This is a genomic window from Bombilactobacillus thymidiniphilus (assembly GCF_023380245.1).
GTDB lineage: Bacteria > Bacillota > Bacilli > Lactobacillales > Lactobacillaceae > Bombilactobacillus > Bombilactobacillus thymidiniphilus.
This window is the reverse complement of record NZ_CP093365.1, coordinates 960,446-984,548: the sequence shown is the minus strand read 5'-3', so window position 1 is coordinate 984,548 and position 24,103 is coordinate 960,446. Positions and strand designations below refer to the sequence as shown.

Annotated in this window: 15 protein-coding genes; 2 read left to right on the top strand and 13 right to left on the bottom strand. The window is 36.7% G+C overall.

Going from position 1 to position 24,103, the window contains the following annotated elements:
- Positions 1-37: 37 nt before the first annotated feature.
- From MOO47_RS05050 to MOO47_RS05025, 6 genes are all read right to left on the bottom strand, one after another.
- Positions 38-2,413, bottom strand: a complete 2,376-nt coding sequence (locus MOO47_RS05050) for a BspA family leucine-rich repeat surface protein (protein WP_249512383.1) — start codon at positions 2,411-2,413, stop codon at positions 38-40.
- Between the two features lie 249 nt (positions 2,414-2,662).
- The gene (locus MOO47_RS05045) at positions 2,663-6,544 is read right to left on the bottom strand and encodes a BspA family leucine-rich repeat surface protein (RefSeq protein ID WP_249512382.1); all 3,882 of its coding nucleotides are present in this window, start codon (positions 6,542-6,544) and stop codon (positions 2,663-2,665) included.
- Positions 6,545-6,857: 313 nt separating this feature from the next.
- Positions 6,858-9,437: a BspA family leucine-rich repeat surface protein gene (locus MOO47_RS05040; RefSeq protein WP_249512381.1), complete on the bottom strand. Its 2,580-nt coding sequence runs from the start codon at positions 9,435-9,437 to the stop codon at positions 6,858-6,860.
- Between the two features lie 122 nt (positions 9,438-9,559).
- Positions 9,560-10,243, bottom strand: coding sequence for a YczE/YyaS/YitT family protein (locus MOO47_RS05035; RefSeq protein ID WP_249512380.1), 684 nt, complete (start codon positions 10,241-10,243; stop codon positions 9,560-9,562).
- A complete protein-coding gene (locus MOO47_RS05030) occupies positions 10,243-10,794 on the bottom strand; it encodes an ECF transporter S component (RefSeq protein ID WP_249512379.1) in 552 nt (183 codons plus the stop codon). The genes MOO47_RS05035 and MOO47_RS05030 overlap by 1 nt, the downstream gene beginning before the upstream one ends.
- Positions 10,791-11,594 (bottom strand): PfkB family carbohydrate kinase, encoded by an 804-nt coding sequence (locus MOO47_RS05025; protein WP_249512378.1) that lies wholly within the window; start codon positions 11,592-11,594, stop codon positions 10,791-10,793. The genes MOO47_RS05030 and MOO47_RS05025 overlap by 4 nt, the downstream gene beginning before the upstream one ends.
- A gap of 243 nt (positions 11,595-11,837) precedes the next feature.
- Between MOO47_RS05025 and MOO47_RS05020 the strand changes: the two genes are divergently transcribed.
- The gene (locus MOO47_RS05020; RefSeq protein ID WP_249512377.1) at positions 11,838-13,046 is read left to right on the top strand and encodes a TPM domain-containing protein; all 1,209 of its coding nucleotides are present in this window, start codon (positions 11,838-11,840) and stop codon (positions 13,044-13,046) included.
- A 37-nt stretch (positions 13,047-13,083) separates the two neighbouring features.
- Positions 13,084-14,478, top strand: coding sequence for a TPM domain-containing protein (locus tag MOO47_RS05015; RefSeq protein WP_249512376.1), 1,395 nt, complete (start codon positions 13,084-13,086; stop codon positions 14,476-14,478).
- Between the two features lie 317 nt (positions 14,479-14,795).
- Here the strand turns inward: MOO47_RS05015 and MOO47_RS05010 are convergent, their stop codons facing one another.
- From MOO47_RS05010 to MOO47_RS04980, 7 genes are all read right to left on the bottom strand, one after another.
- The gene (locus MOO47_RS05010; protein WP_249512375.1) at positions 14,796-15,485 is read right to left on the bottom strand and encodes a 2,3-diphosphoglycerate-dependent phosphoglycerate mutase; all 690 of its coding nucleotides are present in this window, start codon (positions 15,483-15,485) and stop codon (positions 14,796-14,798) included.
- A gap of 134 nt (positions 15,486-15,619) precedes the next feature.
- Entirely contained in the window at positions 15,620-17,041 is a 1,422-nt protein-coding gene (locus tag MOO47_RS05005; RefSeq protein WP_249512374.1) for an RNA-binding protein, read from the bottom strand.
- Between the two features lie 74 nt (positions 17,042-17,115).
- Positions 17,116-18,132, bottom strand: a complete 1,017-nt coding sequence (locus MOO47_RS05000) for an AI-2E family transporter (protein ID WP_249512373.1) — start codon at positions 18,130-18,132, stop codon at positions 17,116-17,118.
- Between the two features lie 18 nt (positions 18,133-18,150).
- Complete coding sequence (locus tag MOO47_RS04995) at positions 18,151-19,641, bottom strand: hypothetical protein (protein WP_249512372.1); 1,491 nt, start codon at positions 19,639-19,641, stop codon at positions 18,151-18,153.
- 431 nt (positions 19,642-20,072) lie between these two features.
- Positions 20,073-21,023 carry a peptidoglycan recognition protein family protein gene (locus MOO47_RS04990; RefSeq protein WP_249512371.1) on the bottom strand — a complete coding sequence of 317 codons (951 nt, stop codon included), beginning with the start codon at positions 21,021-21,023 and terminating at the stop codon, positions 20,073-20,075.
- Positions 21,024-21,151: 128 nt separating this feature from the next.
- Positions 21,152-22,156, bottom strand: coding sequence for a glycoside hydrolase family 73 protein (locus MOO47_RS07695; RefSeq protein ID WP_317617083.1), 1,005 nt, complete (start codon positions 22,154-22,156; stop codon positions 21,152-21,154).
- Positions 22,157-22,312: 156 nt separating this feature from the next.
- Complete coding sequence (locus tag MOO47_RS04980) at positions 22,313-23,848, bottom strand: SLAP domain-containing protein (protein WP_249512370.1); 1,536 nt, start codon at positions 23,846-23,848, stop codon at positions 22,313-22,315.
- Between the last annotated feature and the right edge of the window lie 255 nt (positions 23,849-24,103).

Below are 24,103 nucleotides of genomic sequence, written 5' to 3'. Positions count from 1 at the left end.
TTAACAACTAAAATATATAATTTTTTATCGCACTCAACTAATTATGAGTATAATAAATATCTATCAGTTGATCTGGTGTATAAATAGTTATCGGCATTGCTGCAACTGTCAGTTGACTTGGCATATAACCATCTAACATTGGAACATCATATTCATTCCAGTTACCAACTGACCATTGACCATAAGTTCTAGTTCCTGTAACTCGATCAGTTTCAACACTGCGTCTAAGTGTAACATATTGCTTGATAGACTGTATTTGCGCATTAGGTTGATGCAAATTAATTATCCGTGTAATAGAATGTTGTTCATAGCTAAAATCAATAATATGACTAACTGAAACATTGATAATTTGATCGACATTATCCATTTGCACTGATGTTGGCGGTACACTGGCTAATTTATAACCTGCAGGTATATTGTACTGCGGTGTAATTGTAACACCATTAGAAACACTATACTTTTGATACCCTACTGTACTTCCGTCTTGATCTACATAATTAATTACTAAATTATGACAAATAGGTGTGTAATAAATATCAACTGTCTGATCAGCTGTATTACCATCTACAGTAACTGTTGGAACTTTAGTTTGACTAGTCTGATAATCATCAAATTCTGGTACAGTGAAACCGGGCCATTGAGCCGAAGTCCAAGAATCATAACTAATGGTACCGTCGCTATTCAGAATCTTATTGCGCATTACTAACGCATATTGCGTTTTAACTTGCAAAGTTCCATCAGGTTGATGAATATTAATTGTCCGTGTCACAGTGTGAAATTCAGTAGTTATGGGTTCTGTGCTGTCCCAGTCATAAACTGTTACTTGATCGCGACCGATCAAATTCATTAAATCTTGAGAACTATATTTTTGTCCTTGTTGGTAACCACTTGTAGATACCCAATTAGTAGAAGTGACTACTTTATTGGTTTCAGGAATTAGAGTACCGACAGGAGGAACGTCAGGCATATCAACATTAGCATTTAGATAAGTTTTGGGACCTAAAACTAAATGAGATAATCCATAATCACCAGAAAATATATAGTATATATTAGTAAATTTAGATATATCAAAACTGCTTAGATCTAGACTAGTTAAACTACTGTCTCCCTGAAACATGGAATCCATACTATGCAATTGGGAAGTGTTGAAATTACTCAAATCTAAACTCGTTAAACTACTATCATTAGAGAACATAGCAATCATATTAGTTGTATTAGACGTATCAAAACTGCTTAAATCTAGAGTCGTCAAATTACTATCACTAGCAAACATATTAGGCATGAGTAGCACATGAGATGTATCAAAATTACTAATATCCAAGTTGGTTAAAGCACTGTTACCGTAAAACATAGCCCTCATATCTGTAACGTCAGAAGTATCAAAATTACTCAAATTCAAACTGATTAATGACCTATCTCCTGAAAACATATAAGCCATGTTAGTAACATGAGATGTGTCAAAACCACTTAGATCCAAACCGGTTAGACAACGATCACCGTTGAACATATAAGCCATGTTAGTAACATGAGATGTGTCAAAGCTGCTTAAATCCAGATTTTTCAAATTCTTGCCAATAGAAAACATGCTAGACATATTTGTAACGTTAGAAGTATCAAAATTACTCAAATCCAAACCGGTTAATGACATAGCTCCTGCAAACATACTAGACATATCCGTTACATTGGACGTATCGAAATTATTCAAATCCAAGCTAACTAAATGACTATAATTATCCATGGAAAACATGTGATTCATATTAGTAACATTTGAAGTGTCTAAATTAGATAAATTCAGTTGTGCCAAATCTCTCAAATTATGAAACAAATAAGATGAATCTTTGTTAGCTACAACACCAGAATCAAAATTTATCGTAGTTAATCCAGTTATCCAGTCAGCATTATTAGACAAAACATTGTCGCTAATTGATCCAGATCCTAAATTACCAGCGTGAAAATTCAAAGTATAGTCAGCATCATTTTGCACTAAATCCCACGCACTAGTTCCCCAAACACCACTAGTTACAGGTTCTGATGATACTGGATCAGTAGTCACATCTGGAGTAGAACTATCTGAGGTTGTAGCAGTGTCCGCAACTGGTTGTACTGCATTGTTGAATGAACCACTGTTATTGCTTTCCACCGTATCAGCACTTGTATCTGACAACGAACTAGCCGTATTATTATTATCATTTGCGAATGACGACTGTGATACAACAGGCGTTTGATCATTATCGCTATCAGCAGTTCTCGACAGCGAACCAGTACTTGTCGATGTAACTGTTGCCTGTATATTTTGAGTTTGGCTAGCAGTTGAATTAGTATCAGCGTAAATAACTTGTTGCGTTAGTACAAAACCACATACTAAACCTAAAAATGTCCCAACTGAAGTTAAACCTTTTTGTCGCTTATTCAAAATAAATCTCCCCCTAAATATCATAAAATCAAATTACTAATATTGTTTATTTTACTCACAGCCCCTTTTATTATTAAATTACAGTTGAAATTGTAAGCTCATTTATTAGTTTTGTAAATATATAATTTAATCTAACGAGATTATTATCGACTAATAAATATTTATTACTTCATTATCATAATCTATAAACAAAAATACACGATTCCGTTAAATTAACAGAATCGTGTATTGATATTGAATTGCGTTCAGTTAAACTTGCGTGTAATAAATATCCACCACTTGGTCGGTCATATCACTACTTACTGGTGATTCTTCAACTACACTTTGACTTGGGGTATAACCATTAAAAGTCGGAACTTCATATTCATCCCAATAATCCATCGACCAATGACCATAAGTCTTAGCACCAGTGACACGATCAATCTTCACACTGCGCTTTAAAGTAACCCATTGCGTGATGGTCTGTGTTTGTCCGTTCGGTTGGTGCACGTTAATCAAGCGCACAATCGAATGTTGTTCGTCACTGAAGTCCAGCGCATGACTAACTAAAACATTGATGGTTTGATCAGTATTATCCATTTGCACAGTTGTCGGTGGAACACTGGCCAATTGATAACCATTTGGCAAATAATATTGCGGGGTTATCGTAGATCCTTTAGCGCCACTGTACTTTTGCGAGCTCACTGTCTTACCATCGGCATCTACATAATTAATCGTTAAAGTGTGCTGAATTGGCGTGTAATAAACGTCAATTGTTTGATCAGCTGTGTCACTGTCGATATCTACTTCGGGAACTTCCGGCTGACTAGCTTGATAATCAGGCACGCTTGGAATATCCACGTTAGACCATTGAGCTGGTGTCCAAGCGCTGTAACTAATGGTGCCATCACTATTCACAATTTTAGTACGCGTAATCAAAGCGCGCTGCGTTTGGGTTTGTGTCAAGCCGTTCGGTAAATGAAAGTTGATTGTGCGGGTAACACTGTGTACTACAGAGGTATTAGTAGCAGCTACAGGTGTACTGTCCCAATCATAAACCGTTACTTGATCACGACCTGTTAAATTCATTAAATCTTTGGAACTGTATTTTTGCCCTTGTTGATAACCACTAGTAGCTATCCAATTGGGCGAAGTCACCGTTTTGTCGGTTCCCGGAATATAACTGCCAACTTTAGGAACATCTGCTAAAGAATTATCAGCACGTAAATCGGTTTTGGATCCCAAAATCAAATGAGATAAACTTCTATCACCAGAAAACATCCGACTCATATCAGTTACTTGGGACGTGTCGAAGTTACTTAAATTCAAACTGGTTAAATCGTCATCACCATCAAACATCCAAATCATATCAGTTACTTGGGACGTGTCAAAGTTACTTAAATCCAGACTCGTTAAACTGCTATCATTAGAAAACATATAACTCATACTAGTAACTTTGGACGTGTCAAAGTTACTTAAATTCAAACTCGTTAAACTGCTATCAAACCAAAACATACCACTCATATCAGTTACTTGGGAGGTATCAAAATTACTTAAATCCAGACTCGTTAAACTGCTATCATTAGAAAACATACCATACATATCAGTTACTTGGGATGTGTTGAAGTTACTTAAATCCAAACTGGTTAAACTGATATTTTCAGCAAACATCCAACTCATATCAGTTACTTGGGAAGTGTCGAAGTTACTTACATCCGGACTAGTTAAACTGTCATCACCATTAAACATACAACTCATATCAGTTACTTGGGACGTGTCGAAGTTACTTAAATCCAGACTCGTTAAACTGATATCCAAATCAAACATCCCACCCATATTAGTTACTTGGGACGTGTCGAAGTTACTTACATTCAGACTGGTTAAATCGCCATCACCATCAAACATACCATTCATATCAGTTACTTGGGACGTGTCGAAGTTACTTACATCCAGACTAGTTAAACCGTCATCACCATCAAACATACCATTCATATCAGTTACTTGGGACGTGTCGAAGTTACTTACATCCAGACTAGTTAAACCGTAATCACCATCAAACATACCATTCATATCAGTTACTTGGGAAGTGTCGAAGTTACTTACATCCAGACTAGTTAACCTGTAATCACCATCAAACATACCATTCATATCAGTTACTTGGGAAGTGTCGAAGTTACTTAAATCCAGACTGGTTAAATTGATATCATTAGCAAACATACCATTCATATCAGTTACTTTGGACGTGTCGAAGTTACTTACATCCAGACTAGTTAAACCGTAATCACCATCAAACATCCAAATCATATCAGTTACTTTGGACGTGTCGAAGTTGCTTAAATCCAGACTGGTTAAACTGATGTCACCAGAAAACATATAAGACATATCAGTTACTTTGGACGTGTCGAAGTTACTTACATCCAGACTGGTTAAATTGCTATCATTAGCAAACATACCATTCATATCAGTTACTTGGGAAGTATCAAAGTTACTTACATCCAGACTGGTTAAACTGCTATCACCATCAAACATTCCATCCATATAAGTTACTTGGGAAGTATCGAAGTTACTTAAATCTAAACTATTTAAAGAATTATCGGCTGCGAACATACCAATCATATTAGTTACATTAGATGTATTCAAACCACTCACATTCAAAGTCGTTAAACTATCATCATTAGTAAACATATAACTCATATCGGTTACATTAGATGTGTCCAAATTGGACAAATCTAGATTAATCAAATTTCGTAAATCAGCAAATAAATAAGATGAATCTTCATTTGCTACCACGCCGGAATCAATATTGATTTTGTTTAACTTAACGACTAAGTTGTCACTATCAGCTAAAATATTATCCTTAATTGATCCAGCTCCCAAGGTTCCAGCATGAAAATTCAAAGTATATCTACCATCTTGCAACATTAAGTCCCATGCGCTGGTACCCCAGACACCATCTGTTACGAGTATTGAATCATGAGTTGTTTCAGGCATGCTGTCCCAATCATAGACTGTCACCTGATCGCGGCTAGTTAAATTAACCAAATCTTTAGAACTATATTTTTGTCCTTGTTGATAGCCACTAGTAGCTACCCAATTAGGGGATTTTACTACTTTGTTGGTTCCGGCAATTGTTGTACCTATACCAGGAACATTTGCTAAACCAGAATCATTATCAAGACGCGTTTTGGACCCTAGAATTAAATGAGACAATCTAATATCATCAGAAAACATTCCATACATGTCAGTAACATTAGACGTATCAAAGTGACTCAGGTCTAAGCTGGTTAAACCGCTAGCGCCATAAAACATTTCAAACATACTATTAACGTTAGACGTGTCAAAATTACTCAGGTCTAGGCTGGTTAAACTGCTGTCATTCTCGAACATATAAGACATATTCTTAACCTTAGATGTATCTAAATTACTGAGATCCAAACTTGTTAAATTACTGTCACCATAAAACATGCTTTGCATAGTAGTAACATTAGATGTATCTAAATTGGCCAAGTTAATGTTGGATAAATGATCTAAATTTAAAAACAGGTAAGTTGAATCTTCATTTGCTACAACACCTTGATCAAAATTAATCGTAGTTAAACTGTTAATCCAGTCGGCATTATCAGCTAAAACATTACTTTTAATTGATCCGGATCCTAAAGTTCCAGCATGAAAGTTTAGCGTATAGTCAAAATCATTGTTTACTAAATCCCATGCGCTAGTTCCCCAAACGCCACTAGCTACAGTGTCAGACGTTATCGGAACAGTAGTTGCATCTGAAGTTGAACTATCTGAAGTAGTCTCGGCAACTGGTTGAGCAACATTGTTTGCTACAGTATTATTACTTGTTGCTGTGTCGTCACTAGCATACGATGCATCTGAAACAACAGCTGGCGACGAATTAGTTACGATATTGTTATTACCATCTGTAGCTGACGCTTGCGTTGTAGCCTGTTGCTGTTCGACTGGCGCTGCTGTGCTACCACTATCAGCAGTGTTTGTCATATTATTACTTGTTGTTTGAACCGTTACCTGTGTATTTTGGTCAGTATTTGCATTAGTGTCAGCTGAAACAACTTGTTGTGTTAGCACTAATCCACACACTAATCCTAGAAATGTTCCAGCCGAAGTTAAACCTTTTTGTCGCTTATTCAAAATAAATCTCCCCTTCAATATCATAAAATTAAATTACTAATATTACTATATTACTCTCCCACAGCCTCCTTGTTTATTGCGTATAAAACTGATTTACAATTAGAAATTGTAAATCAAATAATTAATTTTGTAAATATATATTTTAATTTAGTGATATAGTTGTAACCTAGCAAACATCCATTATTTCATTTTATAATTAAAATAGTAAAATCCGAATATCATATTAAAAATTATGTAACAAAAACACATGATGCCAGCAAAATGTCAGAACCATGCATTAAAGTTGATTTACCAAACCTATAAATCAAAAATATTAATCGTCTATTCCCGAAACTATTTGATAAGTTAAAGTAGATTCATATCTACCGCTAGATATTTGATTACTATTACTGAAGTCAAAAACAAATGGTACCTTATTAAATGACCACGTATAAGCAGAACTACCATCTGAAGGAGATCCTAGTGCTTGTGAGACCATTGTCCCACTAGCCCCCTTTATACCATCAGTATCATTCAATCCATAATATGTGATTACAGGGGTTAACTCAACAGCATTAGAATTATCTAAATTCTTAAATGGCGTAAAACTATAATTGATCCTAAAATTCCCTTGGAGCGAGCCAAACCGGGTATCACTCACACTCAGAGAATTCAAAGGCTGATTTGTAACCCCGTCTTTCATAAACTCACCTTTAATATTTTTCTTGTCTAAATCAATTATGTGTTTAGAACCCGAAAAATCAAATTGTGGAATAGCAGTTAAGGAAACATCACCTTCTTGCTGATTCCATACATAAGTTGTTAAGCCACTACGCTTGGGATCCGTCAAAACAGCTGTACCAGTACCCTTGTCGTCAGTTTCCTCTTCAACAGGTACGTAGCCAGTAGGATGATGATCATCCTTATCATCAACTTGTAAAACTCGCCACCCACCAGTAGAAACATACGATGTAGGAAAATTGGGTGTATTCGTTAATTGATCAGGTGCAATAACTTTATCTTTTAAAGCGTCGTTCAACCCCGATGTCTGCGCAGTACCCCCATTGCCCATATCAGTGAAAACCGTATCTTTACCCATAGTTAATTTCCAAAGGCTGTCATCACCTTTAAACATATTTTCTAAGGCACCACCCTCAGTATTACTTGCAGCTAGACGAGTATTCATACCACCTAAATTTAAAGAAACTAATTTACTATCTCTACTAAACATAGACGCAGCTTGGTTTAAATTACCATTACCTTCAGCATTCCAAGACCACTTGGATAAATCTAAATGTACTAAATTAGAACATTTATAAAACATATATTGCATATATATAACATTAGATACATCCCAATTACCGACATCAATATAATCAATACCCGTACCCTGAAACATAGCATTCATCCTAATAACGTTAGAAGTATCCCAACCGCTCAGATCACCATCACCATTATAAATTTGCGTTAAAGATTTACAAGACGAAAACATATTTGACATATCAGTTACATTACCAGTCTTCCACTGAGATATACCTTTTACTGTCGTTAAATTTCTATTGCTATAAAACATTGCACTCATATCCGTGACATTACTAACATCAAAACCACTCAGATCAATTGTCGAAAAAGCTGTTAACGAAAACATATTTGACATATCAGTTACATTATCAGTCTTTAATTTAGCAATATCTTTTGTAGGGTCTATTTTAGATACTCCATCTGCTACGGGCTGCTGTTTTAAATGTTTAGTTCCTGCAAACATATGTGACATGTTCGTAATACGACTAGTATCAAGACCAGTGGTAGGGCCGGTGGTAGGATCACTGGAGAAAAATTTAATCTCACTTACATTACTGCTCTCAAACATAGAATCAGCAGCTGTTAAGGATGGTGTTTGCCATTTACTAATATCTATAGGCACGGATTGATCAACCCCCGGTATATTGGTTACAAAATACGACTCAAAAATTGATCTCATATTCTGTACATTACTGGTATCAAAGTCCTCATAGCCATCAAGGTACTCATCACAACCCATAAAAAGTCCTGACATATCTGTAACTTTACTAGTATCCCATGATGACAAAGACAAAGTTGTAGGTGATTCTGATGGATAATCATAATCAAGGCCAACAAATGCAAAAATCATACTCATATTAATAACATCTTCTGTATGAAAATTGCTCACGTCCAATGAGCTAAGCATTCTATCATTGGTAAACATTGCCTGCAAGCTGGTAGCTCCGCTTGTATCCAGCCTCTCTAAATTAATAATTGAATCCAAATCAGATAATGAGCCAAATAAATATTCCAAGGAAGGTGCTTCAGAAATTGAATTGTCGGTAGGAGCTACGGTCAGCTTAGTTTCAATATCAATATCCTTTACTGATGATCTTACAGTCTCATTTTCTTGCCATGGCCACCACCTAGAAGCTTGATAGGAAACAGTACCATCAGGATCTGGGGAATAATCAGTATTCCTCACAGTATCATTCCAATAATTAATACCCCTGCCATCAGGCCCATTTTGATAAATATCTAGTGTATAAGTCGTTCCGTCCGCATTTGGTATCAATTTACACCAATTGGTGCCTAACGTTAAATCAACAGCATCAGTACCATCCTTCAAATCAACACTTTTTCCCGAAAACTGGCGCGGCAAATTTTGCATAGCTTGACCTGCTTGATCATGTTGTGTAGTTTTGATGTCAGGTTTATTGTCAGCAGGCGCAGAAGTAACTGGAGCCACTGTCTGTTTGACCTGTAAGCTGTGCAAACTACTGGAAAATTGCTTACTTTTAGTAGCTGATGCACTAACTGGTGCAACATCTCCCCCCCAGACAGGTATTAATAACACTACAACCATTGCAATTTGTAAGATACATTTAAAGACACTTTTAGCTTTCAACAAACAAAATCCCCCAGAATTTCGATATTATAGCTCTTATGTAATTACATCTCATTGTAATTAAAAATTAAAAAAAGTCAAATTAATCATAAATAACTTGGCTTTTTTGTGATAAAATTATCAAACTAGCTACTTTTTACTCGACGATGATGCAAACGCTTGAAAATATGCTTATCAGCCCAACCTGTTAACCCCCCTTGACACACAATAGCAAACACAGTTCCTAATCCCACTGCATACAAGGTTTTAGCTCGCCACAAACAATACAACATAATTGTCACTGGCGTGACGTAACTCACAATCTGCCCCACTGTCGCATTGCCATGAAAAAAACGAAAACGCAACAAATAGCTCAATTCATCATTAGGGTGCAACATTACATTAACTCTTTGGTAAATAGACACCCCCGTTGCAATCAAGACAATCCCCACCAGATCTAAAACTAAGCGCCAACCAAGTGGCAAATTAGTCACACCTAAACGCAAAAATATTTGGTGCCAAAATTGCACTAAATAGCTAAATAAAAAAGCAAAAAGCAAATTACTAACAACAAGCTTACCTAAAAATCGCCGGCGAATAAGTATATTAACCAATTGCACCAAAATGGCATACACAAACAAAATGGTCCCTAAACTCCAAGACAACTGATCTTTTAAGTTAACCGCCGAAGCTGTCCAGACGGCACTACCCAAATTAGTAGCAATCGTCAAGCCATTGGCCAGAGAGTTTAATGCAATAGAAAATAGTAAGTAAAATATCGTTTCAAAAGACCGTAAACGTCGCAGCGTACCATTTGCTTGTTCAATCATCAGATTTTCAACCTTTGCAAAACCGTTTTAGCTAATGCCACGTACAATAACGGAACCACTAAAAACAATACAATCGAATTAATTAACGTTGCTGGCAAACTCAAAAATGCTCTAATAACCGCCACTGAAAAGCTTGTGCCAACCATCATACTTTCGACAATTCCACTTAACCATGAAGTCAACAATTTAATTAAACCAGCTGCCAAGGACACCGCATATAATTTCAAAACGCGTGGCTTTTGTTGATAATTGACCCCCTTGAAAACAACCGCTACAACTGCTGCCAATACCAATGCTTCTAAGACTGTCAGCCAAGCTGTAGCTGCATAACCATTTAACAAATCAAACAAACCCAAGCCGATCATGGCTGCAACAGCACCGTAGCGAAAACCTAAGATCAGCACAGTGAGTACGGCAAAAGTGTTCCCAAAATGGATAAACGGACGCCCAACCAAGGCCGGGATCGGAATGCGAAATAAACTTACTCCGACAAAAATAATTGCCGCGCATAAACCAGTCAAAATAATTTTACGTAGCTGATTAATTTTCACTCCAGATTACCTCCCAGGTTCATCAGATCTGCCACAATAGGTTTAATTTGGACATCTTTTTGGCAAGACACCGTTTGACGGACTGCTTTGGTCACCAGTTGCGTAGCTTGTTCTAAAGCCTCTTCCCAGTCAATGCCGGTAAACAAAAGGGCTGCTAATAAACTCGTAAATAAATCCCCACTTCCAAATAAATCACGTTCTTGGCGTGGCTGCATCAGCAGTTGCAAATGTTCATGACTCAAATAAGCACAACCAATTTGTGAGCCTTGAATCACACTTGTGATGACCGCCTGTGAACCCTTAATGAGTTCCTGTAATTCTAACAAAGCTTGCTTTAAATCAGTGATCGGATGTTGCAATAATAACTGGGCTTCCGTGACATTAGGCGTAATCACATCAGCATTGGCAAGTAATTTTTGCTGCGCTAACACATAATCAGCATCCAATGAACGATACAAATGACCATGATCACCCATCGCCGGATCAACAATCACCAACTGCGGACAATCTTTAACATAAAAACACCATTGCTCAACCATTGCGGTGGTCCCCAAATATCCTAAATAGACACCTGCCCACTTATTTGCAGGCCAAAACGTCAACACTTGCTTAATCCAAGCTGACAAATCTTGCTGAGGTGCTTTGGGATCCCAACCTGGGTGGGCCGCCAACAAATGAACTGGCAATTTAATCGCCGGAACACCCAGAATATTAAAAATAGTCGTAGCACTTTGTAGTGAAATATCGCCCCAACTCGACCAGTCTTGTCCGATTAAAAAACGTTTTTTACTATCAATCATCCAAATTCATTCCTATTTGATATAAATCCATTCTAACACATGCTGCTGCCACAACAAAAAAACGTTTGACGGATAATTTATGCTAAAATTATTTTTATTAAACATATAGGGGGGGCGTTCTACAATTAGAACTGCAAAAAATTATCATTATCAAGTTCCGCGCATTAAGTCGTACACCAAAAAAGCTTACAAGCGTAAAAAACCTAAGCCAAAATTTATAAATGGCGCAAAATTCCGTTAATTGTGATCTTAAGCATTACGGCAATAATACTTTTATTTTATGCTCATGAAATACATCCTTATCAACAACATTTACACACCCAATTAACTACACAGCAACATCATAAGCAAAAAATAGTGACCGAAAAGGTTCAAAACACGGATAATTCGTATCACTTCTCACACGGTTCACGTACTTATAAAGCATTTATTGATGGTTCCACGCTAACAATTCATCGCGATAATATTTTTGTTTCCGATAATGCCCAAGTGCTTCCGTCAACAACACAACAGCAGATTTATCAGCTCAATCAAACCTTGAAAACACAAGCTAACGGGACTCAATTAGTCGTCATCACAGTCGATCATGTTCCAGATAAAGCTAGCGATATTCAAGATTATGCACTGGATATTTTTAATACGCCGGGTATCGGGCAGCGCTACTTGAACAACGGTGTGCTCTATTTAATCGCGGTTCAAGATCACCAAGATCGTATTACTGTCGGCACTGGTTATAACGAGATTCTTACGGATAGTACTTGTCAAAAAATTTTAGACGCTAAAAAATCACGTAGAGCCTATCAACAAAATGATTATTCAACAGGTGTCATGGATGTCGTAAATAAAATTAGTTCCAAAATGAAAAATAAGACACCACAACAAGATAGTCGTATAAAAATCATTCATCAAAAATTGCGACAATTGTGGTATATACCAATTGGAATAATCCTGCTGGCACTAGTACTACTCAGCATCACAATTTGGTATACCGATTGGGACCTAGCCAAAAGTGACCAATTGATGCGACAAATGAACCAACAGATGCAGGATAGTCTAAAAGATAATGATGGCACAGAAGTTCCGATTGAAGCAGTCTTCAAAATTGATTTATTTATGTTGTCTACAGGCGATCAAATTATAAAGCAAACTACTGCTAATATAACCAAACGAACTGATCAACGTCGCCTACAATTTCGCTTTCCAGATGGCCATTTTAAAGAGGCGGGTTTTGTAGATGACGATATTTTATATGATCTCAACGGAAAAGTGATAACTAAACATTTCAGGACATCTGTATATGCTAGTCAGCACTGGTATAACATGGGATGCGTTGGCTGCATATTCTTTATCTTGACTGCTCCTTTTCATAGCAGAGGCTTCGGCGGAGGCTACAGTGGTGGTGGCTACGGCGGGGGTTCATCTTCTGGCGGAGGAGCAACTGGTGGTTGGTAAAAATTTTATTAACAAACAGAAGGGGAAATGCCAATAAATGGAGTCCAAAAACAAAAATCAGCGCGATGAAGCCAAATATGGTAAAGATTATCCTATAAAAACTAAACAGGAAAATCTGCAAGAATACAATGAAGATTTCGATAACCGACGCCAAACTGAGAAAAAACGAATTATTGCTTTAGACAAGGTTCCGCGTAAGTTACTCAATCAAAAATATCATCGCCCCACTATTCAAATTCGAAGTGCTAAATTTTATAAACGTGCTACTAAAACAATTCGTATTTTACAAAAATGTTTTAGTTGGATCATTTTAGCTACTTTTTTAATTACAGTGGGCATAATTATCATTCATCACCAACAAACCCAGCCTTATCGTCAAGCTCTAAAAACTCAAATCGCCCAGTTACAAAGCAATCACAAAATTAAACCTCAAGTTTTGCAACAAAATTCATATCACCAAGATCGTGGCTATCATAGTAAAGCAGCTAATTACGATGTCGAAATTGGTGACTATGGCGACATTGCTGTCAATCACAATAATATTTATGTATCCGACAACGCCGATATTATTCCTAAAAGTGCCAGAAAGAAGATTTATGATATTAATCAGGATTTGAAGCAAAATGCTAACGGCGCGCAATTGATGGTCATTACACTAGACAGTTTATCCTCAGATGAAAAGATTGATAAATTCGCTTTAAAGGCTTTCAACACGTTGGGAATTGGTCAACGTCATCTTAATAACGGCGTTTTGTATGTAATTGACGTGGAAGATCATCAAACGCGGATTACAGTGGGCACTGGTTTAGAAAATATTTTAGATAATGGCACTTGCCAGACAATTGTCGATGACAAAACAGTCAAGAAAGATTATCGCGGTGATGATTACTCCGATGGTATTTTAAGGACTGTTAATATGTTAACACCGCTCATGCATCCTTCTAAGACTACCTTAATTCACTCTGACAAAAAATTATTACGTCATTTATGGCGTTTTCCGATCATCTGCTTTGTCGTTCTAATTATCGTTGACTTAATTATCGCCTTTTATATCAACTTTGAATTGCCTTACACAAAGAGGTATTTAGATCAAATGTATGCAGAAATGAAACAAATTGTGTACAACTATCCAGATAATTTATTACCTTACGAAGTTGTGCTACAAATTGATTTATTTATGCTGACAACAAGCACATTCCCATGGCTGTTAACATCAGAATCACTTGAGCAAAAAATCAATTTACGCCGCTTCAAGTTCCAATTTCCTGATGGTAAAATCAAGCGCAAACACTTTTTATATGATGATACACTATATGATTATGACGGTGCTATCTTGACACATCACTACTCCACATCTGATTACAAAAACAACAGTGGTGGTTCTTTCGGCGGGGGTTCATCTTCTGGCGGGGGAGCAACTGGTAGTTGGTAAAAGTAGTTTAATAAAAACGAGGGTACAACAAAATAATCCGTCTTTGTCAGATATGCAAATTAAAAACCATCCTTAAGGATGGTTTTTAATTTATCTTAATTTACTGAACACTATTTACTAAATTTCAATAACATAAGTTATTGGATTTATTTTACATGTTGAAAAAAATTATCATATTGCATTCTTGATTTTTAGAATTGATCTGATGCTTTCCCTCTATCTTTTGAATACATATTCTTTTTATGCACAAAAAAACTAGCAACAATCAGGACAAAATCCTAATCATCGCGAATCTTATATTCAGCAAATATTATAAACTAGTTTAATTTCTTTTTACTAATAACATTTAATTGTTGATCCAAATCATAAACAACTGGTTCACCGGTTGCCATTTCAACATCCATAATATCTTCATCAGAGATATCTTCAATATACTTAGTCAAAGCGCGTAAGGAATTACCATGAGCAGCAACAATGACATTCTTATTGTCGATCAATTTAGGGGCAATTTTGTCTTGCCAAAATGGGATAACCCGTTCCAAAGTAACTTTCAAGTTTTCCCCACCAGGAATAGCACGAGGATCTAAATAAGCATAGCGACGATCATTTGCAGCAGAACCTTCATCACTAGCATCTAGTAATGGTGGCAAAGTATCATAAGAACGGCGCCAAATATGCACTTGTTCATCACCATATTTTTCAGCAGTTTCTTCTTTATTCAAACCCTGCAATGCACCGTAATGACGTTCATTTAAGCGCCAAGACTTCTCTTCTGGGATCCATAATTGACCAGATTCTTCCAAAGCATAGTGCAAAGTTTTGATTGCACGAGTTAAAACAGAAGTATAAGCTTGATCAAATTCAATGCCTTCTGCTTTCAATAATTGTCCTGCATTCTTGGCTTGGCGTACACCTTCATCACTCAAGTCAACATCTTCCCAACCAGTAAATTGGTTAGACAAGTTCCATTGACTTTGGCCATGACGAATAAATACTAATTTTGCCATAATTGAAATACCTCTTCTTTTCGGTTTACAAACTCACAAATATTATATGTTTTCATGAAAAACGTGTCAATTATCTTTAAATACCTGACTAATAAAAAAGATTTTACTCTTCAAAAATCTGAAAAATAAAATCTTTAAGCATTCGTATCAGAAACGACTGACACATTCACTTGACCCTGAGTCAATTCACTAATTTTCAGCTGTGCTTGCTGATCATTAACCAAAATACCGGGACCAGCTTCCAAGTTACGTGCTAGCAATTTATCAACCAAAGCTTCTTGCTTATGATAATTAGTGATATAAGGAATAACTTGATAACTTGCATCCGGATAGTCCAATAAAATCGGCAAAATTGGCGAATCAATAGGTAAAATAATGGTTGTCTGCTCATCCAAAATCTTATTGACCAACCACCAAGCAATAAAATCTTGTTCAGTATTAAAAGCTTGCACCAACACGTTAGCTTGATTCATAACTTGCACATATGGCTCTGTATCTTGGAAACTCTTGATTACAGCCAAACTACCATCAAGACGATAATAATGTTCCCGCAAAATATGCTGTGCATCATTTTTATCGAAAAATTGCGTCAATAAATTATTACCTTGCACATCTAAGTGATCTAAGCTTAACAATATATCATCAAAATAATGAAAAATCTGAGCAGGATGATTATTCAGATCCTTAACCACGCGCATAATCAGACTATTGCCCTCATAAATCCGGTCAATATTATTTTCAGCATCATTTTCAACTCGCGCATGTGGACTAATCTCAATAGTTCCTTTGCGTAAAGCTGCTGGAGTATTGGCTTGGTTCTCGTTTTGAAAATATTGATAAATGTTAATTAAATTCGATTCAGGATTAACGATTCCAGCATTAATGTAATCTTGCCATTTACCAGTCAAATCTTCATCATAACTGATCGTCATCATTGTTGGCAAAATACCATAATCATCTAAAAAATAATTTAAATCCGCCATATTATTTTGGCGCTGATCCGTGTCCGTGAATAAATTCTCGGACATAATGAAATATTTACGTGCTGAATCAAATGCAATACTGCCTGAAATAGCATCCGTACCGAACCAACGCTTTAAAGAATCATTAATCTGCTGAATTTGTTGCAAATCAGCAGAATAAGCATCATTAACAACCGTCGTACTTTGTAATTTTTGATTATAAAAAGTTCGACTATTAAGTAATTGATCCTTGAGAATACGCTTTAAATTGCCGGCTTGATCCTCCAAATTATTCAACTGTTCCTCCGTAGCTTGCCATTCATTCACATTAGGAAAAGCCTGCTCATTAGGTACTGGCGCACTATTTGGCATAGCAATTGGATCACTATTGCTACTTGAACTATATAAATTATCTTCTGTGCCGGAAGCCGGTGCTGTATTAACCGGGTATTCCGTAACATCTTGAAAATATTGTTGTTGATTTTGCTGATCCCCAGACTCATTAGCTTGTTGCGATCTCAAATCTGGATTATCAGGTACTGGAAAATTTTGCGTTGCTTCTTGATTTTTAGGTTGTTGCTTAAATAATGACATATAAGTCCCCTCACAATCCTATACTAGCTACTTTAGTTTAGCACAAAGTAGCTCATCTAAACATCATATAAAATTCATTTTTTTACTTTTCCTTGACGAATTCCCATAATATCTAAGAAAAATGTAAAAATTGGTATACCAACAATTAATCCCCAAGTCCCCAATAATTTTTCGGAGATTAATAAGATAATAAATGTAACAAAAATCGGCAAATGGGTACGGCTTGACATTAGCTTTGGATTCAAAACATAAGTTTCTAAACAATGAATTAAAGCTATGGCAATCCAAATATAGACCATCACTCGAAAGCCGCCGACGGTATAAGCCACAATTGACAATGGCACCAAAGACACAATAACACCAGCCACCGGGATCAGTGATAACAGAAAAATCATAATAGCTAGACTTGGTACACTGGGGATCTTCAAAGCAATCAAAACAATTGACGTTAGAATCGTATTGATAAAAGCAATAATTAATTGCGCTTCTAATACTACCCCAAAAGTATTCACAAAGGTTTGTGCAAAATATTGCACATCTTCAAAAAACCAACTAAAACGCCCATTTTTGAACATGCGACCAAAAGCATTCATCCGATCAGCTTCAAAACTATAAAAGTAGCTTAATAAAAATGAAATAACCAAAGTGACACCCATAGCACCGATACTTGTAACATAGTGAACTATTTGTGTTACCCCCGTTTTAAGCTGTTCATCTAATTTAAGTGTTTTGAGCCAATCAACTAACACGCTGATATTAGGGTTGTGCTGAACTTGACTGCTGTTATAGAAGTGAAAAACTTTTTTACCCAATATAACCGTAGAATCCACGATACTGGGAATATAATGCGTCGCCACCAAATAAACTAAACCTACAATAATCAAATAAATCGGAGTAATTATCCAAAAAGGACTCCACTTGAGATATTTTTGCACCCAACGAATCAAACTAATAGACAAAAAGGTGAATATAAAAGTCAATAAAACAGTACTCATAATGCTACGCATAAACCAGATCAAGACAATACAAAACAGTAGTACCACCATTCGGCGCAAAGATCTATTAGCAACAAAATTCTGATATGCTTTCATCGTAACTCCCATGAATAATTATTTATTTAAAGTAATGTTAGCAAGTGGCAAGTGAACAGGCAAATTATTAAATTTAGTCCAAGTAACTGTCTGCGAATCAGTGTTGGGTTGTTGCAACAAGTATAATTGTTGCTGACGATAGCCAAATACCAAAAATTGTCCCACAGCGGTATTAATTGTATGCTTACTTTTTTGTTCTTGCATAATCGCTGGTTCAAGCATCGTCAAATATTGCATTTTTGCTTGCTTCTTACCCGAACGCGCCACACCGATAAAGTCGGTTGTTTTTTGTGTCACACTAAATTTACCATTTAAGTTAATATCAATACCAGCAATTGCATCATCATGTTGCTGAGCGGTGATGCCAACAAACTGACGCAAATCCTTATTAGAGGCGATTGGTTGTTTTTTGAGCTGTTGATAATGTTGATAAAGTTCCTTGTACTGCTCTGGCAAAGATAAGTTAGTCTGCGCATTATCATCGCTATACAAAATAATTCCTGTCGAATTAGCTTGTTGATCGTCTGTCCAAGCAGCTAAAGTATTATTATACAAAAACAACTTATCATTATTGAGCTCTAGCCGATAGCTGGCAGTACGAATATTTTGCCCAGAACGCTTGGAATTAGTGTGCAAGTTAATTTGATCAATGGCTGGGTTATCAGGATTTTGGTTAGTCGTGAAATACTTAATCGTGAGCTGATTCAAGGGCTTCATATACAACTTGCCATAAGCACTTTGTAAATAACCATTTGTTGTTTGTTGTTGCTCAATCACAGGATTATCGATAGTGGGATTTTTTTTGCTTTGCTTAGCATGAATATAAAGTGTATTCGTAAATTGACCATCTTGGGTGAGCATTAAATGACCATAAACTCGCTTATTTTCAAGCATTGCTCGATAATTGTAATTGCCAGCGACATTGTGTTGCGCAATTTCAACACTTTTAGATGCTTTCGCTGGTATCTTAACTAAATGTTGCATAAGATGTTTCCCCAATTGATCAGAACGCTTTTTAGAAATATAATTCGTCTTTTTAGCTTGCTTTTGGTAATTGTGTACCTGCTTCTTGTTTTGCCCTTTAATCTGTGCGAGATTCCAATTTGCGCCTTGATAGGTCACATGAAAACCTTGCATCTTATAACCTGCTACGGTGGCTTGATAAGCATCTTTAACTGCTAAATCCATACGTGGATGCGCCGTTTCAATAATGATCTCTTTACCATCTTGATTGAGATGGTAAGCCGGATTAGCAAAATCCTTATCCAAAACATTATAACCGTGTTGATCACCTAACAGATTAACATTTTGCACACTAACACTTTTATCATTATAAAATTGCAGACGCATAACATTGTGTGGATGCTTATGACTATCTTGCCGGTACAAATACCAAGCCTTATTACTTTGAGTAATTTGCTGGTTGAAAGGCACACGTGAATGACACCCTACTAACAAAAGCAAGCTAATTAATATTACGCTAAAAATACGGAAATTTTTTTTAAACATGAAAAATATTTATCTCCCAGCTTCGAATTTAGCTCTTATTACTACTATAATATCTCTGGAAGCAATTAGCTATCTAATTATGGTAATCTAAATATAAGGTGGTAAATTGGTAGTAAATTTAAGCGATTTTTTTTAGTATTTATTGATAATTTATAAATGCGTAACTAAAAAAGATAGATCAATTTTTTTTATTGAAAAATCGAATAAATATCTTGCTATTTTTTAGATGGTATCATATAATAACTATTGTCGTAGTACGTTGGTACTACGAATCCCCAGCTGACGATAAGGTTCCCCCAGACCGTATTGTCAAATCCTTTTTTCAGTAAGGTCGCTTATTGAAAATACGAAGAAGAGCGAACATTGTTCGCTCTTTTTTGTTATCTCCAAACGCTCACAAAAAAACGCCTCAATCAAGAGGCGTTTTTATTTTATTTTTGATTAGGAATTGGTTTGGTAATATGCACATCACTATCAATTGCCCAAGCATGCGTGGAAACACGGTAGTAACGATGACCATTGTAATCCATTGTTTTGTTGGTCAACCAATCTGTATTCTTTAATAGCACCCAAGAATCAATCGGTGTCAAACTGCCGTCGGCTTGTTCAGTGTATAGTTGCGTATACGGAATATTGCTATTAACACGCACAATACCTTGATCAGCATTAGAACCATTATCAGCACTGCCAGCTGCAGGATTGCCTGGATCGCCATGCAACTTGTTGTAATGGTATTGAATTAAATCAAACAGCTGTTGCATGCTGTAACCCCATTGATTAAAGTAACCAATCGGATCAGTGTGCATACCAGCAGATGGATGATACTTATTAACAGCATCATGTGACCAAATTGTTCCACTACCAGTATTATCAGCCAAGGATGGCTTCAAACCGTATTTATTGAGCATGTAAGCAGCAAAATAAGCTTGATTATTTACAGAACGAGCAAAGTTATCCCAAGTTGTTTCGCGACAAAGTTCAATCTGGATAAAGCGCTGGTTAGCCCATAATCCTGCACCCCAAACACCGTAATCAGTATCGTGAATTTGCAAAATATTATTAGCATCGGCAAAGGCATGCACATAAGTCTGGGCATTACGCCATTCACGATTGAAATAAGTTACTTCATTCCATGCAGTAGCACCAGGCGTAGCTGTTTCGTGGATCACAACCCCTTCTGGCTTACCAACACCATTACGATAGCCGAACCACTGATCAAAAGTACCTGCTACTCGCTGAATATTGGTTGGTTGAATATTATTTTGTTCAATGTAATCATTCACTGATTGCGCATTGACACGCTGATGAAAAACTAGCACTGCTAAAAGCGCTAATAAACTACTCCACAAAATAGTGAAGACTTTACTTTTTGACTTCAACATCTATTTATCCTTCTCTTATATTGTTACTTTTATTTTAGCAAGCTGTGCCTGTGACAACAATATCTTTAATCATTGTGTAACACAAATGCAAAAAAGTAATACTTACTCAAAAGTATTACTTTTCTAAATTATTTAATACGCGTAACATCTAAAGCTTTCACCCACAAATGAGTAGAAACACGGAAATATTGCACTCCGTTGATAATTTCTAATTTGTCAGATTTCCAATCAGTGTTCTTCAATAAGACAGGACCATCGACTAACTGGCCTTGATCATCATACATATTCGCATATTGATCAACATTAGTGATCCGGACTACATAACTGCCTTCAGTGGCTGTACCTGTACTACCACCAGTAGTAGAACTACCATCATATTGTGTTAAATTGTAAGTTTGGATGATATTATTTAACTTGCTAGCATAACTAGGATCCGTTGCGTAACGTCCTTGCAACCAAGCAGTGGCATCTTTGTAGCTGCTAGTATTCTCACGCCAAGTACCTTTATAAAAATCAGGAGCACCAGAAATACCATTGCGCAGCTTGTCACCATTGTCATTGAAAGATTCTAAATAGCTCGGATACTTGCGGAAATTAGCATTAACCGTGACATAGCCACCGTTGATCCATTCTAATGTAGGCATGGATACAGAAGCACCGTTATAAGAACCCTTGATACCAAATAAATTGTAATTTGGTGCTTGCGATAAAGTCGAAGAACCCCAACCACTTTCTAAAATGGCTTGTGCCATCATGACGGAAGGATAAAGACCATAATTATTAGCCGATTGCTGTGCATAAGGCGCAATTTGTTGAATGAAACTTTGTGGTGAAGCATAGTTAGAAGTCGTTACTGATTTCGTCGAAACTGCTGGTGTTGCAGTTGGTGCTACTGGACTAACCGTTGGATCCACTTGTTGGTCCTTCGTGGAAAATTGTGGTTGATTGTTGCTAGCTTGATTAGCCGCTTGGGCAGTAGCCGAATCAATTTGTTGGTTGTTATTATTGGTGTCAGCTTGGCTAGCGGCAACATTGTTATTGTCAGCTGCCTGCGTGCTATTAGCTATAGCAGGTGTAATCGCCGTTGCTAACAAAGTAGCAACCAAAGCCGAATTAAAAATAGTACGTTTCAAAGGAAAGCCTCCTGCAAATCAAGTATAAATTCATGATAGCGATAAAAAGAAAGTGAAACAAGAGCTATTAAAAAGATGTAACACAAATAAAATATTAATATTATGTAAAAGAAAAAGACCAGATCCAAAGATCTCGTCTTTTACAATCAATTAAGATTAACGTTCAACAAAGTTACCGTTGCTGATTCCGTTTGAGGAAGCACGTACCCATAAGTTAGTGGATACACGGTAGTAAGTTTCACCATTTAAAACAGCCTTTTGGTCAACTGCCCAAGATGTGCCACCATTTAAGACACGGTCAGATGATACAAAAGAGTTTTGTGCATCATTCAAAGCAACCGTCTTTAAAGGTAAGATATCGGAACCATCGACTTTAACAGTGAAGACACCGTTAACGTTAGTGATATCAGCTTTAGCAGTTTGTGCTTGCCAATCTGCTTCAGGGATATATTTAACTTGGCTAGCTTTAACGTAAGCATGTGTGGAAACTTGGTAGTATGCTTGACCATCTTTCAAGATAGTACGTTTCATACCTGTATACCAAGGTGTACCAGCAGGTAAGACCCAGTCAACAATCGGATTGCCAGCTTCATCATATAATTGAGCATTGCCATGAGCAACGTCACTGTTGATTACAACAACGCCATCAACAGCTTCTTCTTTAGCAGGTGCTGGAGTAACATTAACGCCATCACCCTTAGGAACTGTGAAAGTACGTTTTAAAGTAACATTACCCGTAGCATCTGCTGCGACAGGTTTACCGTTAACGAAAATAAGTGGGTTACGATCAACATCATTATTACTCAAGTTAAAATCGTTAGTCGCGATACTAATATCTTGTGTGTAAGTTTTACCAGCTTCAAACTTATCAGATGAAGTCAAAGCATCACCAGTAGCATTACCAGAAGCATCAGCAACATACATCTTGCCTGATGCAGCGCTACCTACACTATCAGCATTTTGATTATAAATAGTGCCGCCTTCATTCTTAAAAGAAGAATTCAAAAGGTAAGGATATACACTATCACCGGCTGCGGGAGTGAAATCAGTTTTACCACTCACATACAAAGATGTTGTTTCGGCAGCTGGGTCTGGGGCCGGAGTAGCTGCAGGAGTGAAATTAAGAGTCATTGGTAAAGTAGCAACCGTACGTTCACTACCATCAGTGTTCTTAGCAGTTACAGTAACTGTTTCTTTAAGACTACCTTTATTGTCAGCAGAAATTTTGCTAATAGCTGTAGATAAATCATCTTGGCCTAAATTATTAGTTCCATCACTGTAAGTTACTTTGACATTGTAACCACTAGCGGCAGCCAAAGCAGCTACATCATCCTTGCCAGCTAAAGCACCAGTTTGGAAGTACTTTGCAAACGCGTTTCTAGCTGAAGTTCCATTAAAGAAATCAGCCAAAGTAGTACCATCTTTATCAAATCCGTCAACTGTCAATTCAGCAGGAACGCTACCATCAGAGCTAGGCCTTAAAACAGAAACGCTCTCATCTTTACTATTGGCAAAGTTATAAGCGGATAAAGCCTTAGAAACAGCAGCATCTTTTTGAGCATCTGTAGGAGCATTATCAGCTTTAACTACTTGTGTACCAGAAACGGCACTTACAGCGGGAGCAGCGACTGGAGCAACAGCCAATAAAGCAGCAGCCACAACGCTAGCACCCATTAATGAAGATTTTTTCATAGTGTGGTATTCCTCCTTGGAAATTATCATAATATTAAACTAACATCGATTACTCGCAGTATAACTTAAATTGCATCCAAACCCCAGCACAATGAATGAATCGTTGATAGTCGTCAAGTACTGAACAGATACATCATAGTTACCGTCAACTAATCGATATTATTACCAACATAGTTATTTTAACGCATTTGAGTTCGTTTGCAAGGAATAATCATATTCTTTGGGGATCCGTAAATAATTTGTTACATAACTGCA

Excerpts from the sequence above, each read along its gene's own strand:
- MOO47_RS04990 (WP_249512371.1), bottom strand. The coding sequence starts at position 21,023 with ATGTTGAAGTCAAAAAGTAAAGTCTTCACTATTTTGTGGAGTAGTTTA.
- MOO47_RS05010 (WP_249512375.1), bottom strand. The coding sequence starts at position 15,485 with ATGGCAAAATTAGTATTTATTCGTCATGGCCAAAGTCAATGGAACTTG.
- MOO47_RS05005 (WP_249512374.1), bottom strand. The coding sequence starts at position 17,041 with ATGTCATTATTTAAGCAACAACCTAAAAATCAAGAAGCAACGCAAAAT.
- MOO47_RS05015 (WP_249512376.1), top strand. The coding sequence starts at position 13,084 with ATGGAGTCCAAAAACAAAAATCAGCGCGATGAAGCCAAATATGGTAAA.
- MOO47_RS05000 (WP_249512373.1), bottom strand. The coding sequence starts at position 18,132 with ATGAAAGCATATCAGAATTTTGTTGCTAATAGATCTTTGCGCCGAATG.
- MOO47_RS04995 (WP_249512372.1), bottom strand. The coding sequence starts at position 19,641 with ATGTTTAAAAAAAATTTCCGTATTTTTAGCGTAATATTAATTAGCTTG.
- MOO47_RS05035 (WP_249512380.1), bottom strand. The coding sequence starts at position 10,243 with ATGATTGAACAAGCAAATGGTACGCTGCGACGTTTACGGTCTTTTGAA.
- MOO47_RS05025 (WP_249512378.1), bottom strand. The coding sequence starts at position 11,594 with ATGATTGATAGTAAAAAACGTTTTTTAATCGGACAAGACTGGTCGAGT.
- MOO47_RS04980 (WP_249512370.1), bottom strand. The coding sequence starts at position 23,848 with ATGAAAAAATCTTCATTAATGGGTGCTAGCGTTGTGGCTGCTGCTTTA.